The organism is Aquibium carbonis, from assembly GCF_003970795.1.
In the GTDB taxonomy this organism is placed as follows: Bacteria; Pseudomonadota; Alphaproteobacteria; order Rhizobiales; family Rhizobiaceae; genus Aquibium; species Aquibium carbonis.
This window is the reverse complement of sequence record NZ_RWKW01000102.1, coordinates 1-16475: the sequence shown is the minus strand read 5'-3', so window position 1 is coordinate 16475 and position 16475 is coordinate 1. Positions and strand designations below refer to the sequence as shown.

Below are 16475 nucleotides of genomic sequence, written 5' to 3'. Positions count from 1 at the left end.
TCGGTTCGCGTTAAAACAAAATTAGAGAATGTCCTGATATCTCTCCCGGCAAGGACTCCATCCATCGATTGCAGCCATGCGGTCCCTGGATGGAAATGGGTGACGCGGACTTCCCCCGGAAAGACGCTCGCATAAACAGGCTCGGGATCGGGGCGCGATGCGCTCCGCATGCATGATGCATCTCCGACGCACAGGCTCCTGCGAGAGAGCCATGTCACAGGCAGCATAAGGTCGCATCTTCGCGGATGCCCGGACGACCCTCGCCCTTCGGCGCGGCTCGAATGGCGTCCGTCGACGAGGGCGCGGTGCGCGTCCCGCCGCTTCGGCGGGTTCGTGCAGCCCCAAGAATCGATGCGACTGGTGTAAACGCGTACCGACAAAGGCGCCGCAAATGACATCGATCGTTTCGTCCTTCTCCGTGGCACAGATCCGGTCGATGTCGACCTCGACGATCGCCGCGCTGACGCCCGACGACATCGCCGCGCTCTCCACCGCCCAGGTCGGCGCGCTTAGTGCCCAGCAAGTCGCCGCGATCGAGATCGAGGATTTCGAGGCGTTCAACACCGACCAGCTCAAGTCGATCTCGGCGGGATCGGTGAAGGGGCTCACCGTCGACCAGCTGGCGGTGCTCGACGAGACGAAGATCCAGGCGCTCGGCAAGACGCAGGTCGCCGCCCTCAGCAGCAGCCAGATCGGCGCGCTGTCGGCGGAGCAGATCGAGGCGCTCGATGCCCAGCAGATCTCCGCCCTCAATGCCACGCAGCTCGGTGCGCTCAGCGCCGACGACATTGCCGGCTTCACAACCGACGAGATCGCCGCGATCAATGCCAAGGCCATCTCCGGCCTGTCCAACGACGTGATCGCGGCGCTTTCCGAAGACCAGCTCGGCGCCCTGACGGCAGCCCAGATCAGCGGGTTGAAGCCGACCCAGGTCGGCGCGATGACCTCGGACCAGATCGGCGCGCTGACGACGTCCCAGGTGGGAGCCCTGACGGCGGCCCAGGCGACCGCGTTGACGACGGCCCAGATCGGCGCCATGAGCACGGACCAGGTGGGAGCCCTGAGCGCAAAGGCGATCACCGGCCTGAAGGCGACCCAGATCGCGGCGTTCAGTCCCGAGCAGATCGGTGCGCTGACGACGACGCAGATCAGGGCGCTGAACGACAAGCAGGTCGGGGCGCTCGGCGCCGATGCCATTGCCGAACTGTCGACCGACGCCATCTCGGCGATCAGCGCAAAGGCAATCTCGGGCCTGTCGACCGCTGCCGTGGCCGCGCTGTCGGAAGCCCAGATCGGAGCGCTGAGCAACGGCCAGGTCGCGGCGCTGAGCGCCAAGCAGGTCGCGGCTCTGACCACCGACCAGATCGGCTATCTCTCCACTGGCCAGGTGGGCGCGATGACGGCAGCCCAGACCGGCGGCCTGACGAACGACCAGATCGGTGCACTCACGACGGATCAGGTCGGCGCGCTCAGCGCGAAAGCCATCACCGGCCTGAAGGCCGCGCAGGTCGGCGCCATGAGCGCCGAGCAGATCGGCGCGCTCTCCACGACGCAGGTCAGTGCCCTGAGCGCCGCGCAGCTTGGCGCACTGGGCACGGATGCCGTCGCCGAACTCTCCGCCGACGCGATTTCGGCCATCAGCGCCAAGGCGATCGCTGGTCTGTCGACCGACGCGGTTGCATCGCTTTCCGAAGACCAGATCGGCGCGCTGTCCAAGGCCCAGATCTCGGCCATGAGCGCCAGGCAGGCGGCGGCGCTGACCACCGACCAGATCGGCTACCTCTCCACCGACCAGGTGGGTGCACTGACGGCGGCGCAGGCAGGAGCGATGACCAGCGCCCAGATCGGCGCAATGACCACGGATCAGGTCGGCGCCCTTTCCGCCAAGGCGGTCACGGGCCTCAAGGCTGCGCAGATCGGCGCGCTGACCACCGAACAGGTCGGGGCTCTCACGACGACGCAGATCAGGGCGCTCGACGCCTCGCAGATTGGCGCACTCGGCGCCGACGCCATCGCGGAATTCTCGACCGACGCGATTGCGGCGATCAGCGCCAAAGCGATTTCCGGCCTGTCGACCGCCGCGGTCGCCGCGCTGTCGGAGGACCAGATCGGGGCCCTGTCCAGCGGTCAGATCTCCTCGATGGGCGCCAAGCAGGTGGCCGCGCTCACGACCGACCAGATCGGCTATCTTTCGACAGGTCAGGTGGGCGCCTTGACGGCCGGACAGGCCAGCGCCCTGACCACCGACCAGATCGGGGCCATGACGGCCGGCCAGATCGCGGCGCTGAGCGCCAAGGCTGTGACCGGGCTCACGGCAGCCCAGGTTGGCTCGCTGTCGACCGAACAGGTGGGCGCGCTCACAACCAGCCAGATTGCGGCGATGAACGACAAGCAGATCGGTGCGCTCGGCGCCGATGCCATTGCTGAACTCTCGACCGACGCCATCTCGGCGATCAGCGCCAAGGCGATCTCGGGCCTGTCGACCGCTTCGATCGCCGCGCTGTCGGAATCCCAGATCGGCGCCCTGTCGAACGGACAGATCTCGGCCCTCAAGGGCACGCAGGTCGCCGCGCTGACGACCGACCAGATCGGTTACCTCTCCACCGGCCAGGTGGGCGCGATGACCGCGGCGCAGGCCGGCGCCCTGACGACGGACCAGATCGGCGCGATGAGCACCGGTCAGGTGGCGGCACTCAGCACGAAGGCCGTGACCGGCCTGACGGCCGCGCAGGTCGGCGCCTTGTCGACGGATCAGGTGGGCGCGCTGACGACCGGCCAGATCGCGGCGATGAATGACAAGCAGCTCGGGGCGCTGGGCGCCGACGACATCGCCGAGCTTTCCACCGACGCCATTTCGGCGATCAGCGCCAAGGCGATCTCGGGCCTCTCGACGGCGGCGGTTGCCGCATTGTCGGAAGACCAGATCGGCGCCCTGTCCACCGCGCAGATCGCGTCTCTCAAAGGCACGCAGGTTGCGGCCTTGACCACCGACCAGATCGGTTACCTCTCCACCGGCCAGGTAGGCGCGATGACGGCGGCGCAGGCCGGCGCCCTGACGACGGACCAGATCGGCGCGATGAGCACCGGGCAGGTGGCGGCGCTGAGCGACAAGGCGGTGACGGGCCTCTCGGCCAGCCAGATCGCCGCCTTCAGCACGGAGCAGATCGAGGCGCTCGGGACGGGCCAGACAAGCGCGCTGAGCGCGTCGCAGCTTGCGGCGCTCAGCGCCGACGACATCGCCGAATTCTCCGCCGAGGAAATCGGCGCGATCAGCACCAAGGCGATCTCCGGTCTTTCGACCGCTGCCGTGGCCGCGATTTCGACCGACCAACTCGGCGCGATGTCGAACGGGCAGATTTCGGCCCTCTCCGCCAAGCAGGTGGCAGCGATGACGACCGACCAGATCGGCGCATTGACCACGGGCCAGATCGGCGCATTGACCGCGGCGCAGGTCGGCGCCCTGACGACGGAGCAGATCGGGGCCCTGTCGGAAGACCAGATCGCGGCGATCGGCGCCAAGGCGGTGACTGGATTGACAGCCTCCCAGGTCGGGGCGCTCTCCACCGACCAGGTGGGCGCGCTGACGACCGGCCAGATCGCGGCGCTCAATGACAAGCAGCTCGGCGCGCTGGACTTCGACGACATCATGGTGCTTTCGACCGACGCCATTTCGGCCATCAGCGCCAAGGCGATCTCGGGCTTGTCGGATCCTGCGATCCAGTATCTTTCGGAGGACCAGCTCGGCGCCCTGTCCAACGCGCAGATCGCCGCATTCAAGCCGAGCCAGATCGCGGCGATGTGGCCCGAGCAGATCGGCAGTTTCACGAACGACCAGATCGGCGCGCTGACGGCGCAGCAGGTCGGCGCGATGTCGTGGGCGCATATCGGGCAGCTGACCGGAGATCAGGTCGCGGCGATCAGCGCGAAAGCCATCACCGGTCTCTCGCCATTCGTTCTAGGCGGAATGCACGAACTCCAGACCGGCGCACTGACGACGGGGCAGATCGCGGCGCTCGACGACAAGCAGATCGGCGCTTTGGGCACCGGCGCCATCGCCTCATTCTCGGCTGAAGCCATCGGATCGATCAACGCCAAGGCCATCGGTGGGTTGTGGACCAACGCCGTCTCGGCGCTTTCCGAAGCCCAGGTCGGCGCGCTATCGAACGCGCAGATCGCTGGCATGAAGCCGACCCAGGTGGCGGCGCTGACGACGGACCAGATCGGATATCTGTCGAACGACCAGGTGGGCGCCCTGACGGCGGCGCAGGCCGGCGCGCTGACGACCGACCAGATCGGCGCGCTGAGCACGGACCAGATCGGGGCGATGAGCGCCAAGGCGGTCTCGGGCCTGACGGCAACGCAAGTGGGGGCGCTGTCGACGGACCAGGTGGATGCGCTCATCACGGCACAGGTCGGCGCGATGAACGACAAGCAGTTGGGCGCCCTGGGCGCCGACGCCATCGGGGTGCTGTCGACCGACGCCATTTCGGCGATCAGCGCGAAGGCGATCGGCGGACTGTCGACGGATGCGGTCGCCGCTCTCTCGGAAGACCAGATCGGCGCCCTGTCCTCCGGCCAGTTGGCGGCGTTGAAGGGGACACAGGTCGCTGCGCTGACGACCGACCAGATCGGATATCTCACCACGGATCAGGTGGGAGCGCTGACGGCGACGCAGGTCGGCGCCCTGACGACCGACCAGATCGGCGCGCTGACCGAGGACCAGGTGGCGGCGCTGAGCACGAAGGCCATCACCGGGCTGACCGCGACGCAGGTCGGCGCCTTGTCGACGGACCAGATCGGTGCGCTGACGACCGGCCAGATCGCGTCGCTCAATGACAAGCAGCTGGGCGCGCTGGGCGCCGCTGGCATTGCCGAACTCTCAACCGACGCCATCGGGGCGCTCAACGCCAAGGCGATCTCCGGTCTTTCGACCGCCGCGGTCGCCGCGCTGTCCGAAGATCAGGTCGGCGCCCTCTCCAACGCCCAGATTTCCAATCTGAAGACGAGCCAGGTGGCCGCGCTGACCACCGACCAGATCGGCTATCTCACGACCGGCCAGGTCGGCGCCTTGACGGCGCCGCAGGCAGGGGCGCTAACCGCCGACCTGATCGGCGCGATGACGGCCGATCAGGTCGCGGCGCTGAGCACCAAAGCCGTCACCGGCTTGACGGCGACGCAAATCGGGGCGCTGTCGCCGGAAAAGGTGGGAGCGCTGTCGACGGGCCAGATCGCGGCGCTGAATGACAAGCAGCTCGGGGCACTGGGTGCCGACGGCATTGCCGAACTGTCGACCGATGCCATATCCGCGATCAGTGCCAAGGCGATCTCGGGCCTGTCGACCGCCGCGGTCGCTGCACTTTCGGAAAGCCAGATCGGCGCGATGAGCAACGGCCAGGTCGCCGCGTTGAGCGGCAAGCAGGTCGCGGCCCTGACCACCGACCAGATCGGCTACCTCTCCACCGACCAGGTGGGCGCGTTGACGGCGCCCCAAGTGGGAGCGTTGACGACCGACCAGATCGGCGCGCTGTCGACCGGTCAGATCGGCGCGATGAGCGCCAAGGCCGTGACCGGCCTGACGGTGACGCAGGTCGGGGCGCTGTCGACCGAACAGGTCGGCGCATTGACGAACGACCAGGTGGCCGCGCTCAATGACAAGCAGATCGGAGCCCTCGGCGCCGACGACATCGCCGAACTCTCCGCGGAGGCCATCGCGGCGATCAGCGCCAAGGCGATCTCCGGTCTCTCGGCCGCCGCCGTCGCGGCGCTGTCGGAAGATCAGGTCGGGGCACTCACCAACGGGCAGATTTCCAGCCTGAAGGCGAGCCAGGTGGCGGCCTTCACAACCAGCCAGATCGAAGCGTTGTCGACCGCCCAGGTCGGCGCGCTGGGAGCGGCCCAGGTGACGGGCCTGACCAGCGACCAGATCGGCGCCATGAGCACCGACCAGGTGGGAGCATTGAGCGCCAAGGCGGTGGCCGGCCTGTCGGCGAGCCAGATCGGCGCCATGAGCACGGAGCAGATCGAGGCGCTGGACACCACCCAGACCGGCGCCATGACCGCGGCACAGCTCGGGGCGCTCAGCGCGGCCGACATCGTGGAATTTTCGGCCGACGAGATCGCCGCCATGAACACCAAGGCGATTTCGGGTCTTTCCAATGACGCGGTGGCTGCGCTGACGACGGACCAGATCGGCGCCCTGACCAACGGCCAGATGGCGGCGCTGAAGCCGAGCCAGGTGGCCGCGTTCACCACCGGCCAGATCGGCGAACTCTCGACTGGCCAGATCGGCGCCTTGACGGCGGCGCAGGTCGGCGCGTTGACGACCGACCAGATCGGCGCGCTGACGACCGATCAGGTCACGGCCCTCAGCGCCAAGGCCGTGACGGGCCTGACCGCAACGCAGATCGGCGCCATGACCACGGAACAGATCGAGGCGCTGTCGGCGACCCAGGTCTCGGCCTTGAGCGCCACGCAGATTGCGGCGATCAGCGCGGACGGCATCGCGGAGTTTTCCACCGCCGACATCACGGCGACCAGCACCAAGGCGATCTCCGGCCTCTCGACAGCCGCCGTGGCGGCGCTCTCGACCGATCAGATCGGCGCGCTGACCAATGGCCAGATCGCCGCGCTCAAGGGAACCCAGGTGGCAGCTTTTACCACCGACCAGATCGGTGATCTCTCGACCGGCCAGATCGGCGCGCTGACGGCGGCCCAGGTCGGCTCCCTGACGGCAGACCAGATCGGCGCCATGAGCACCGAGCAGGTGGCCGCGCTGAGCGCCAAAGCGATGACCGGCCTCAAGCCGGCGCAGATCGAAGCCCTGAGCACCGAGCAGGTCGGGGCACTGACCACGAGCCAGATCGGCGCGCTGAGCGCTGCGCAACTCGGAGCGCTCAGCGCCGACGACATCGGCGAATTCTCCACAGAGGCGATGACCGCGATCAACGCCAAGTCGATCGCAGGCTTGTCGACCGGCGCGGTCGCCGCCCTGACGACCGACCAGATCGGCGCCTTGACGAACGGTCAGATGGCCGGGCTGAAGGCGAGCCAGGTGGCGGCGCTCACGACCGACCAGATCGGCGCGCTGTCCACCGGGCAAGTCGGTGCGCTCGGCGCGACGCAGGTGGCCGGAATGACCACCGACCAGATCGGCGCCCTGAGCACCGACCAGGTCGCGGCGCTCAGCGCCAAGGCCATGACCGGACTATCGGCGTCCCAGATCGGCGCCATGAGCACCGAACAGGTCGGTGCGCTCACCACCGCCCAGATCGGGGCCATGAGCGCCACGCAGCTTGGCGCACTCGGCGCCGACGACATCGCCGAGTTCTCCACCGGCGCGATCGCGGCAATCAACGCCAAGTCGATCTCCGGCCTGTCCACCAGCGCGGTCGCCGCGCTGACGACGGACCAGATCGGCGCCCTGTCGACGGCGCAGGTCGCGGCGATGACCGCCGCCCAGGTTGCGGCGCTGACGACCGCCCAGATCGGCGACCTCTCCTCTGCGCAGGTGGGTGCGCTCGGCGCGACGCAGGTGGCCGGCATGACCACGAGCCAGATTGGCGCGCTGTCCACCGATCAGGTTGGTGCGCTGACGACGAAGGCGGTCGTCGGCCTGACGGCGGCCCAGATGGGGACACTGTCGACTGAGCAGGTCGGCGCATTGACGACCGGGCAGGTCGCCGTACTCAGCGCCACGCAACTGGGCGCGCTCGGCGCCGACGACATCGCGGAGTTCTCGACTGGTGCGATTTCGGCGATCAACGCCAAGTCGATTTCCGGGCTCGGCAACGACGCGATCTCGGCGCTGACCACGGACCAGCTGGGTGCTCTGTCGAACGCCCAGATTGCAGGCCTGAAGCCAACCCAGGTGGCGGCCTTCACGACCGACCAGATCGCCGCGCTCTCGACCGGCCAGATCGGCGCACTGAACGCGGCACAGGTGGGTGCGATGACCACCGACCAGATCGGCGCCCTGAGCACCGACCAGGTGACGGCGCTGAGTGTCAACGCCGTCACCGGCCTGAACGCGAACCACATCGACGCCATGACCTCGGAACAGATCGAGGCGTTCACGGAAGCGCAGACGGCGGCCCTGAGCGGCAGCCAGATCGCGGCCATGACGACGGACGACCTCGCCGAATTCTCGACCGGCGACATCGCGGCGATCAGCGCCAACGGCATCTCAGGCCTCTCCGCCGACGACATCGGCAGCCTGAGCGCCGATCAGGTGCAGGCGCTGACCTCGGCGCAGATCCAGGCCATGAACGCCAGTCAGGTGGCCGCGGTTCTGGCCGCCTACCAGGCGATCTGACGGGCCCCGGTCCAGACGCGAAATGCCGTGCAGGCGGGAGGGCGAATGCCCTCCCCCACCAACCGCATGGCGCACGGGCGTTTGGGCTGTGTGTCGCCCCGGGCCACTCCGGAGCGGTCCGACGGACGGGCATGGCTGCCGTCTCATCGGCTTGCGCTTTTTGCCCATGTCCTGCACCGCGACGTTCTGATATCGCCACGCCACGCGGCTTTCGGCTAGAAGAAGAGCCCGGCGAGAGGAGAAGCGCATGAGACAGACCTGGCGATGGTTCGGACCGAAGGACATCGTGTCGATAGACGACATGCTCCAGGCCGGCGTGGAAGGCGTGGTGACCGCGCTTCACCATGTGACCACCGGCAACGTCTGGTCGCCCGATGAGATCGCCAGGCGCCAGCGCGAGCTGTCCGTGATGAAGGACGGCCAGCCCTCCGGATTGCGCTGGGAGGTGGTCGAAAGCCTGCCTGTGTCGGAGGACATCAAGAAGCAGAAGGGCGCCTGGCGCGAACACATCGCCAACTACAAGATCAGCCTGAAGAACCTGGCGGACGCCGGCATCGAGGTGATCTGCTACAATTTCATGCCGGTGCTCGACTGGACACGCACGTCGCTGGCCTGGCGGGTGCCGACCGGGGCGACCTGCATGCGCTTCGATTATGCCGATTTCGCCGCCTTCGACATCCACATCCTTTCGCGGCGCAACGCCGCTGCCGACTATCCCGACGAGATCGCCGAGACGGCCCGGGCGCGTCACGCGGCGATGAGCGCGGCGGATCGCGACGCACTCGCCCGCAACGTCGTCTTCGGCCTGCCCGGTGCGGCCGAAAACTTCACGCTCGACGACGTTCGCCGGCACCTCGACGAGTACGGCTCGATCGACGCCGGGCGGCTGCGCGCGCATTTCATCGATTTCCTGACCGAAGTGGCGCCGGTGGCCGAGGATCTCGGCCTGAGGCTCTGCTGCCATCCGGACGACCCGCCCTTCGACCTGCTCGGCCTGCCGCGCGTCATGTCGACGGAGGCCGACTACCAGGCGATCATGAGCGCGGTGGACACGCCCGCGAACGGCATCACGCTGTGCAGCGGCTCGCTCGGCGCACGGCCGGACAATGACCTGCCCGGCATGATGGAGCGGATGGGCGAGCGGGTGCACTTCCTCCACCTGCGCAACGTCAAGCGCGAGACCGGCGCGATCAGGGGCTCCTTCCACGAAGCCGAACATCTGGGCGGCGACACCGACATGGTCGCGCTGCTGGCCGCCGCGCTGCGCGAGGAGAACCGGCGCAAGGCCGCGGGCCGGGCCGACTGGTCGATCCCGATGCGGCCGGACCACGGGCAGGACATTCTCGACGACCTGAACCGCAAGGCGCAGCCGGGCTATCCCTCCATCGGACGGCTGAAGGGTCTGGCCGAACTGCGCGGCATCATCACCGCCCTGTCGCATCCGAAGGTGGCCACGCTCGACTGAGACGATGAGCGGTGGCCGCTTCCTCGTCGCCCCGGCGGCGTGCGGCTCGAGCGGGCGCTTGCAAACCGCCGGCACTTGGGACACAAGCGGGGGACAACAGCGAGCCCACAGTGATGGAACCCCGGGCGAATCGAGACGAGCAGCCTTGGCTTGGCTCGTCGCTCCCGACACGCACCGCCCTGATCCCGCCGCTCTCGGCCGCGCGCTGGCTTCTGGTCCTGATCGCGGCGGCCGGGATCTATTTCTTTCAGGATTTTCTCGTGCCGGTGCTGGCGGCGCTGGTCATCGGCTTCGCCAGCTGGCCGCTCTACCGGCATCTGCTCGACCGGACCGGCGGTAGCAGCACGCTCGGCGCCACGATCGCGATCCTGCTGATCCTGTTCTTCCTGGTGGTGCCGATCGCGGTCGCCATCGCCTACACGCTGGACGAGATCGCCATCTGGTTCAGCTGGGCTGTCGAGACCAACGAGCGCGGCGCGACGACGCCGTTCTGGATCGCCGAGCTTCCATTGGTGGGAAAGTGGCTCGACGAGCAGTGGGTCCGCTACATCGGCCACCCCGGGGCGCTGGGCGAACTCGCCCAGATGGTCAGCGGCGCCAACATCGGCAACATCTACCGCGCGGTGCTGGCCACGGGCAGCGGCGCCTTCGACCTGATCCTGACCTTGCTGTTCATGATGATCGTGCTGTTCTTCGTCTATCGCGATGGCGAAAGCTTCGCCGGCGAGCTCGACAAGATCGGCGAACGCATCCTGCCGGCCCGCTGGGAGCGGATCTCGCGCGTCGTTCCCCTGACGATCCGCTCGACGGTGGTGGGCATGACGCTGATCGCCATCGGCGAGGGTATCGTGCTCGGCACCGCCTACTGGATCGCAGGAGTTCCTTCCCCGGTGACGCTGGGGGTGATCACCGGGCTGCTGGCGCTGGTACCGGGCGGCGCACCGCTGGCCATGACCCTGGTTTCGATCTATCTCCTCGCCAGCGGTTCGCCGGTGGCCGGCATCGGCCTCTTCGCATGGGGCAGCCTGGAACTGTTCATCGTCGACAAGACGATCCGGCCCAGGCTCGTCGGCGGGCCGATCAGCCTGCCATTCCTGCCGACCTTCTTCGGCCTCATCGGCGGGGTGAAAACGATGGGGTTCCTCGGCCTGTTCATCGGACCGGTGCTGATGGCGCTGCTGGTGGCGATCTGGCGCGAATGGGTGCGGGAAGCCGCGGGCGAGGAAATGTCCGGGCTCGCGGCCGCGTACGAACCCGAGGCGCTCCCCGAGGCCGCCGCGCTGGAGACCAGCCTCGAAGGGCGGTCCTGACGGGACGACGCCCTGCCCGGCTGGTTCAGAAGACCGCGGTCGCGGTCATCGTCGGATGCGCCGCCGCATCCGCGCACCAGAGTTCCAGCCCCTGCCTTGCCTCCGCGGCATTGACCGTGAACGGGGCGCCATGGAAGAGCGGTGCGACGCCGCGATAGGCGAAGCGTCGCGGGGTTCGTCCGCCGGACATGCGCGCGGCGAGATGCAACATGAGCGTCGCCTGCAAGGGGCCGTGCACGACGAGGCCGGGGTAACCTTCCGCCTGCCGCGCGTAGTCGACGTCGTAATGGATGCGGTGGCCGTTGAAGGTGAGCGCGGAGTAGCGGAAGAGCAGCGTCGTGGTCGCGTCGACGGTGTCGCTGACCTCGGCCTTGCGCGGGTCGGCCAAAGGCTGCCGAGGGGCGGTGGCTGACGTCAGGCCGGGTTCCGCCGCCGGGCGGTAGACGATGTCCTGGCGCTCGCTCAGCATCGTCCGGCCGTCGCTCTCGATGGCATGTTCCACCGTCACGAAGACGAGTTCGCCGCTGCGGCCCGCCTTGTGGGCGACATCGGCGATGCGCGAGACGCGCGTGACTTCCGCCCCCACCTGAAGCGGTGCATGAAAATCCAGTTGACCGCCCGCCCACATGCGCCGCGGCAGCGGCACCGGCGGCAGGAAGCCGCCGCGCACGGGATGGCCGTCCGGGCCGAGCGCGTCCGGACCGAGGGACGGCGGCGACAGGCACCAGTGGATGGCGAGCGGGGCCTCGCCCGCCTCGTGGAACGCCGACGCGCCGAGCGTCGCATGAAACCGCTCGACGAGGCCCGGCGTGACGACGTCGGCCTGCCGATCCTCGCGGCCGACCCACTGCTTCAGGTGCCCGATGTCGATCCCGTCCATGACGCCACCTCGCCGGATCAGTAGGAGCGCGGCAGGCCGAGCACGTGCTCGGCGACATAGCTCAGGATCAGGTTGGTGGAGATCGGCGCGACCTGGTAGAGCCGCGTCTCGCGGAACTTGCGCTCGACGTCGTATTCCTCCGCGAAGCCGAAGCCGCCATGGGTCTGGACGCAGGCTTCCGCCGCCGCCCACGAGGCTTCGGCCGCCAGCATCTTGGCCATGTTGGCCTGTTCGCCGCAATCCTCGCCCGCCTCGAAGAGGGAAGCGGCCTGGTGCACCATCAGTTCGGCGGCGCGCATCTGCGCATAGGCGCGGGCGATCGGGAACTGGACGCCCTGGTTCTGGCCGATCGGCCGGCCGAAGACCTTGCGCTCGCCGGCATAGGCGGAGGCCTTGTCGATGAACCACTTGGCGTCGCCAATGCATTCGGCGGCGATCAGGATGCGCTCGGCGTTCATGCCCGACAGGATGTAGCGGAAGCCCTTGCCCTCCTCACCGATCAGGTTTTCGGCCGGGATGCGGACATTGTCGAGAAAGACCTCGGTGGTGGAGTGGTTCATCATCGTGCGGATCGGCTTGATCGTCATGCCGGCCGTCAGCGCCTGGCGCATGTCGACGATGAAGACCGAAAGCCCGTCGGTGCGCTTGGCGACGTCTTCCTTCGCCGTGGTGCGGGCAAGCAGAAGCATCAGGTCGGAATGTTCGGCGCGCGAGGTCCAGACCTTCTGGCCGTTGACGACGTAGTGATCGCCATCGCGCCTGGCGAAGGTGCGGATCGAGGTGGTGTCGGTGCCGCTCGTCGGTTCGGTCACGCCGAAGGCCTGCAACCGAAGCTCACCCGCCGCGATGGCGGGCAGGTAGGCCTGCTTCTGCGCCTCGCTGCCGTGCCGCAGCAGAGCGCCCATGATGTACATCTGCGCGTGGCAGGCCGCGCCGTTGGCGCCCGCGCGCTGGACCTCCTCCAGGATGGCGGCCGCCGCCGAAAGCGGCAGGCCGGAACCGCCATAGGCCTCGGGGATCAGCACCGACAGGTAGCCGGCATCCGACAGGGCCTTCACGAATTCCGACGGGTACGCGCTCTCCCGGTCGAGCCTGCGCCAGTAGTCCGGCGGGAAGGTCTCGCACAGCTTGCGCACGCTCTCGCGGATCTGGGCGATCTCGTCTCCCTGCGGCAGGTCCTTGATCGGCATGGTCGTTCCCTCGTCCTTGCGTCTGGTTTCCGGACCCGTCAGTCGGCTGGGCGGCGGGGCATCAGGGCGCCCAGCGCATTGGCGCGATCGATGTTCCAGAGCCGATCGAGCAGTGCGTCCATCTCGGGCGGCGTCGCGGCGCTGGAAAAAGCGGCAAGGCCACGCACCTTCGCGTCGATCTCGCTGCGCGACAGCGTGTTGCCGGGATCGCCCTTGGGCTCGTCGACCCGCGCCGCGATGCGGCGCCCGTCGGCCGTCGCGACCTCGACCTTGCCGATCCAGCGGGCGGGATAGGCGGCGTTCACCTCGTCGTCCAGCACCATCGTCACCCGGTCGCGGAACGCGGCGACATCGGGGCGGGCGTGGTCGCGATCGAATTCGGCCATGCCGGCCCGGCCGTGCAAAGCGATGAGACCGAGCGTCGTACCCATGGAAAACTTCGCCTGGTGGACGCTCGACGGCACGACGACGGGGCCGAGCACGTCGATCGCGGCCTGGTGCACGCGCGCGGTGACGGCCGCGATGTCGCCGATCGTCAACTGCGCGTCGGTCATGGCCTTCAGGAGCGCGTCGGCGGCCGGGTGGGTGTGGCGGCAGGAGGCGTGGAACTTGAAGGAGGTCTCGGCCAGCGCCCAGCGCGTGCCGAGCCGGTCGGTCAGCTTCGCGGGGTCGGCGTCGCTCGACATGCCGGCGGCCATGCCCTGCGGGCCCTCGAGGATGCGGCTCGCCCCGGTGAAGCCGTCGCGGGCGAGGAAGGCGGCGGTGAGGCCGTTGGCGGCGGCCTTGCCGGTGTGGAGCGGCTTGGAATCGGCCGCGTCGCGCAGGAATTCCCACAGGCCGGCGGCCTGCGTGCCGGCCGAGCCGAAGGCATGGAGCATGGCATCGGGCGACAGCTTCAGCAGGCGTCCCGCGGCGGCGGCGGCGGCCAGCGTCCCGGCCGTGCCGGTGGTGTGGAAGACCTTGTAGTGCGACCGGCCGAGAAATTCGCCGACGCGGATGCCCACCTCGTAGCCGGCCGTGACAGCGGCGATGAACTCCTGACCGGAAGCGCGGATGGACTGGGCGATCGCGAGTGCTGCCGGAAAGACCACGGCGGCGGGGTGGAAGACCGAACCATTGTGCACGTCGTCCTGCTCGGCGACATGCGAGGAGGCGCCGTTGACCAGCGCGGCGAACAGCGGCGAGGAGACGGAGCGATCGATCAGGGTCTCGCAGGAGCCGGTTGCCGGACCCATGGTCCTGGCGAAAGCGGCGATGGTTTCGACCGGGCGGACATCCTTGCCGGCCAGCGCCGAGCCGACCCAGTCGACGAAGAGGTCGACCGCGCGTCCCGCCACCGACGCCGGAATGTCCTCGAAGCGCAGCCCGGCCGCGAAGGTCGCGAGTTCAGCCGAAGATCCCGGCCCTTCGATCCCGCCCGTCACCATGGTTCCTCCCTCGACCGTTCCACACAGCGACTATCAGGCGCGGACGGCGCGGTCGAGAGAGGCGGATGACACGGCGCGACAGGGCGGCGACATCGATTTCCTTGCTCCAGCGCAACGACCAGCGGGGCGGCGGGTGAGATCATGATGCGCTCGATCGATGAGAAACCAGCATGCCGCACGCCTCCCCCCTCGACCCAGACATGCCTGTGGACGAAATCATGCGGCGGTGGCCCCGGACCATCGCGGTGATGATCCGCCACGACATGCTGTGCATCGGCTGCCCGATCGGCGGCTTCCACACCGTCGCCGACGCATGCCGCGAGCACGGCGTGGCGGAGGCGGTGTTCATGGCCGAACTGGAGGCGGCGATCGCGGGCTGAGCCCGTCCACTCAACCCTTGCGGCGGTTTTCGGCGATCAGCATCAGGGCATGCGGGTCCACGACCGTGACCTTCTGGCGGCCGCCGCGCACGAGGCCCTGCTGCTCCCAGCCGCTGAGCAGGCGGCTGACCGTGTGCAGCGTGGTGCCGGTCATTTCGGCGATGTCCTGGCGGGTGATCGGAAAATCGATCTCGATGCCCTCCGGCGTCTTGCGTCCCGACTGCTGCACCAGGCGAAGCACCGCGCGCGCGATCCGCTGCTCGACCTGCTCGGTGGCCATTTCCATGACGGTGGCCTGGGTTTCCTGCAGGCGCGTGCCGATGGTCTGCCAGGCGGAGGCGCCGAAGGCCGGGACCCGCGCCTGCAGGTCGGGCCAGGCGGCGTTGGGCCAGGTCAGCACCACGCAGTCTGCGGCGGCGATGGCGCTGGCCGGATAGGTGGTGCGCCCCATCGCCATGGCGATGCCGAAGAGTTCGCCCTCGGCGATGTAGCGCGCGATCACCTGATGGCCCTCCGGCGAGGTGCGAACGACGCGGACATGGCCGGACAGGAGCAGGTGGAAGGCGGTCGCGTCCTCGTCCTGGCCGAAGATCTCGGCGTCGCGGGCAAAGTGAGCGGAGCGCGCCCGGGCGAGGATCGCGTCGAGCTGGTCGCCCGGCAGGCCGGCGAAGGCGGGCAGGCCGGCGATGAGGCTTCTGTCGAGTGGCGGCATGCGCTCGCTTCCTGTCCGTGCCGGGCCTTTCTACCGACTGTTTGCGTTCGCGCAAAGTCGCGACGGTCCACCCGCGGTATCCCGGCGACCAACGGTTGCACATCGGCCGTCGCAAGAAAGGAAACGACATCATGACCAAGATCATTGCCGTGCTGACGATCGGCGTTGCGCTTGCCCTGTCCGGCGCCGCGCTGGCCGCCGAGTTCGAGGTGAAGATGCTGAACAAGGGCGAAAAGGGCGCGATGGTGTTCGAGCCCGACTTTCTCAGGCTGGCGCCCGGCGACACGGTGCATTTCGTGCCCACCGACAAGGGGCACAACGTGGAGACCATGAAGGGGATGATCCCCGAGGCGGCGGAGGCCTTCAAGACCAAGTTCAACGAGCCGATCTCGGTGACCTTCGACAAGGAGGGCGTCTACGGTCTCCAGTGCAAGCCGCACTACGCGATGGGCATGGTGGCGCTGATCGTCGTCGGCGAGCCGGGCAACATCGAGGAGGCCAAGGCGGCGAAGCAGACCGGCAAGGCCAAGAAGGTGTTCGAGGATCTGTTCGCGCAGGCCGTGGAGTAAGGCTCGCGGCGTGGCGACCGCGTGACGCGAACGTCGCGTCGGGTTGCCTGCCTGGACACCGCATTCCGTCGCCGCCCCGGGCTGCCGCCCGCGAGGCGGCGACGACGGGCATGGCCCCGGTCTCATCCACGCCGTCCTTCGATCCTCTCTTCATCGTCCCCAATGCCCGCATCCACCCACGCCTTTCCGTGACCGCGCCCTGTTCGGGCCGGATCATGACAGGCAAGTGGG

The 16475-nt window shown here is 68.4% G+C and carries 9 protein-coding genes; 5 read left to right on the top strand and 4 right to left on the bottom strand.

Annotation, left to right across the window (positions count from 1 at the left end):
- The first annotated feature begins 391 nt into the window (after window positions 1-391).
- From EJC49_RS22235 to EJC49_RS22225, 3 genes are all read left to right on the top strand, one after another.
- Window positions 392-8311, top strand: a complete 7920-nt coding sequence (locus EJC49_RS22235) for a hypothetical protein (protein WP_126702129.1) — start codon at window positions 392-394, stop codon at window positions 8309-8311.
- 247 nt (window positions 8312-8558) lie between these two features.
- Window positions 8559-9776, top strand: coding sequence for a mannonate dehydratase (uxuA, locus tag EJC49_RS22230; RefSeq protein WP_126702128.1), 1218 nt, complete (start codon window positions 8559-8561; stop codon window positions 9774-9776).
- A 113-nt stretch (window positions 9777-9889) separates the two neighbouring features.
- Window positions 9890-11086, top strand: coding sequence for an AI-2E family transporter (locus EJC49_RS22225; RefSeq protein WP_126702127.1), 1197 nt, complete (start codon window positions 9890-9892; stop codon window positions 11084-11086).
- Window positions 11087-11111: 25 nt separating this feature from the next.
- Here EJC49_RS22225 and EJC49_RS22220 read toward each other — a convergent pair whose 3' ends face one another.
- The 3 genes from EJC49_RS22220 to EJC49_RS22210 are packed head-to-tail and all read right to left on the bottom strand — an operon-like array spanning window position 11112 to window position 14583.
- Window positions 11112-11966, bottom strand: coding sequence for an HTD2 family dehydratase (locus EJC49_RS22220; protein ID WP_126702126.1), 855 nt, complete (start codon window positions 11964-11966; stop codon window positions 11112-11114).
- 17 nt (window positions 11967-11983) lie between these two features.
- A complete protein-coding gene (locus tag EJC49_RS22215; RefSeq protein ID WP_126702125.1) occupies window positions 11984-13156 on the bottom strand; it encodes an acyl-CoA dehydrogenase family protein in 1173 nt (390 codons plus the stop codon).
- A gap of 38 nt (window positions 13157-13194) precedes the next feature.
- Window positions 13195-14583, bottom strand: a complete 1389-nt coding sequence (locus tag EJC49_RS22210; RefSeq protein WP_126702124.1) for an MmgE/PrpD family protein — start codon at window positions 14581-14583, stop codon at window positions 13195-13197.
- 170 nt (window positions 14584-14753) lie between these two features.
- Between EJC49_RS22210 and EJC49_RS22205 the strand changes: the two genes are divergently transcribed.
- Window positions 14754-14963: a DUF1858 domain-containing protein gene (locus EJC49_RS22205; protein ID WP_126702123.1), complete on the top strand. Its 210-nt coding sequence runs from the start codon at window positions 14754-14756 to the stop codon at window positions 14961-14963.
- Between the two features lie 10 nt (window positions 14964-14973).
- Here EJC49_RS22205 and EJC49_RS22200 read toward each other — a convergent pair whose 3' ends face one another.
- Complete coding sequence (locus EJC49_RS22200; protein ID WP_126702122.1) at window positions 14974-15675, bottom strand: Crp/Fnr family transcriptional regulator; 702 nt, start codon at window positions 15673-15675, stop codon at window positions 14974-14976.
- 131 nt (window positions 15676-15806) lie between these two features.
- On the opposite strand from EJC49_RS22200, the gene EJC49_RS22195 reads away from it, so the two are divergent.
- Window positions 15807-16244 (top strand): pseudoazurin, encoded by a 438-nt coding sequence (locus EJC49_RS22195; protein ID WP_126702121.1) that lies wholly within the window; start codon window positions 15807-15809, stop codon window positions 16242-16244.
- Window positions 16245-16475: the final 231 nt, after the last annotated feature.